Annotated in this window: 1 protein-coding gene; it reads left to right on the forward strand. The window is 74.7% G+C overall.

Features of this window, described 5'->3' with window-relative positions:
• Window positions 1-2,576, forward strand: a 2,576-nt coding sequence (locus ACZ56B_RS32735) for a polyketide synthase dehydratase domain-containing protein (RefSeq protein ID WP_468798699.1), incomplete at both ends; no start/stop codon positions are given.

Genomic DNA, 2,576 nt, shown 5'->3' on the forward strand with positions numbered 1-2,576 from the left:
GGTGTGGAGCGCGTGGTGGCGGCCGTCACCGACCGCGGGCGCCGCGCCACCCGGCTGCGGGTCTCGCACGCCTTCCACTCGCCGCTGATGGAGCCGATGCTCGACGAGTTCACCGAGATCGCCGCCCGGATCGACTACCGTCGACCGACGCTCGCCGCGGCTTCGTCGGTCACGGGGAAGTCCGTCGGCGACACGGACTGGACCGATCCCGCCTACTGGGTGGAGCAGATACGCCGCCCCGTCCTCTTCCACGACGCGCTGCGCACCGCCACCGACTCCCTCGCCGCCGGCCGGCTGCTGGAGATCGGGCCTGACCCGGTGTTGTCGGGTCTTGTCGACCCGGCGGCAGCGGCGCCGTCCTTCGCCGTGCTGCGCAAGGGCCGTCCGGAGCCCGAGACCTTGCTCACGGCCGTTGCCGAACTCTTCGTTCGTGGCGCCACCGTGGACTGGGCAGGTGTCTTCGCCGGTACGGGCGCGCGCCGCGTGAAGCTGCCGACGTACGCCTTCCAGCGGCGGCGGTACTGGCTGGAGCCCGCCCGCGCGGCCGTCGACGCCCGCGGCCTCGGCCTCGGCAGTGCCGAGCATCCGCTGCTGGGCGCTGCCGTCTCCGTCGCCGGGTCCGAGACGCTGCTCCTCACGTCGCGGCTGTCGGTCCGCACGCATCCGTGGCTGGCCGATCACGTCGTGGCCGGCAACGTCGTCGTGCCCGGCACGGCGTTCGTCGAGCTCGCCCTCCAGGCCGGCGACCTGGCCGAGTGCGCGCGGCTGTCCGAACTCACCCTCCAGGCACCCCTGGTGCTGTCCCGGGACGGCGGCGTCAGCGTTCAGGTCGGCGTCGAGCCGCCGTCCGGAGACGGGGACGGCAGCCGTGCGGTCCAGGTGTACGCCCGTCCCGACGACGCCGCTCCCGACCAGCCGTGGACCCTGCACGCCACCGGTCTGCTCACCCCGGAGACGGGCAACCACCGCACCAGCGACGACGACCGGGACGCGAGTGACCTGCGCAGCTGGCCGCCCACGGCCGCCGACGAACTCGACCTCGATCTCGACGCCCTCTACACCCGGCTCGGCCAGTCCGGACTCTCCTACGGGCCCGCCTTCCGGGGCCTGCGCCGGGTCTGGACGCGGGGCGACGACCTGTTCGTGGAGGCGCTGCTGCCCGAGCCGGTGTCCGGGCAGGCAGCGGACTTCGGCCTGCACCCGGCACTGCTGGACACCGTCCTGCACGCCCTGGCCCTGCGCGGCGACCAGGAGGAGGAACCGGAAGCGCTGCTGCCGTTCCTGTGGTCCGGAGTGACGTTCCACGCCGTCGGGGCGAGCCGGGTACGGGCGCGGATCACGCCGCGCGGCTCGGGCGAGTACACGCTGCGCGTCGCCGACGCGACCGGGGAACCCGTGGCCGCGGTCGACTCGCTGCTGCTGCGCCCCGTGTCCGCCGCCACCCTGGCACAGGCCGCCACCGGCGCGGACAACCTGTTCCGGCTCGACTGGATCCTCGCACCCGCCGCCGCATCCGCCGACCTCGAACGGACCCCGGCGCGGGTGGGCCAGTGGGCGGTGATCGGTGACGGTGCCGACGCGGACCTGTGGTCCGAGGCCGGTCTGACCGCGACACACCACCCCAGTCTGGCGGCACTCACCGCCGCAGTGGAGGCGGGCGAGCCCGTGCCCTCGGCCGTCGTGCTCGCCGTCGGCGTGAACTCTGGTGAACTCCTGGGTGGGGTTACTGGTGTTCTGGATGCCATGCGGACCTGGCTGGCGCAGGAGCGGTGGGCTGACACGCCCCTGGTGGTGATGACCACCGGTGCAGTCGTCCCGTGCCCCGCCGCCACGGAGCCCGACGGCACGTCGTTCGCCGGCCCCGCGTCCACCGGCACCGTGTCCGCCGACCCGGTGGGCGCCGGAGTGTGGGGCCTGGTGCGGTCGGCGATGAGCGAGCACCCGGGCCGTTTCACCCTGGTCGACGTCGACGGCACCGCCGCCTCGTACCGCACGCTGGCCGCCCGTTTGTCCCCGCTCGACGAGCCCCAACTGGTCCTCCGCCAAGGGGAGGCCCGAGTGCCGCGGGTCGTGCGCATGACCTCCGGCGGGGTGCTCGTCCCGCCATCCGCGCGGCCCGACGCCTCCTGGCGGCTGGACGTCGGACAGCGAGGCAGGCTGGACGGCGTCGCGGTCGTCCCCGAGGCGCCGCGGCCGCTGGGGCCGGGCCAGGTCCGGGTCGCGGTGCGGGCGGCCGGCGTGAACTTCCGCGACGTGCTCAACGTCCTCGGCACCTACCCCGGCGACGCGGGCCGGCTGGGCCTCGAAGGCGCCGGCGTGATCGTCGAGGTCGCCCCGGACGTCACCGGCGTCGCCGTCGGCGACCGCGTGATGGGCCTGCTGGACGGGGCGTTCGCGCCGACCGCCGTCACCGATGCCAGGCTGCTGGCGCGGGTGCCGGAGGGCTGGACCTTCGAGCAGGCCGCGTCCGTGCCGGTGGTCTTCCTGACCGCCTACTACGCGCTGGTGGACCTGGCGGGTGTGCGGTCCGGGGAGTCGGTGCTGATCCATGCCGCGGCGGGCGGGGTGGGGATGGC

The sequence above is a fragment of the Streptomyces sp. NPDC034670 genome, from assembly GCF_055574875.1.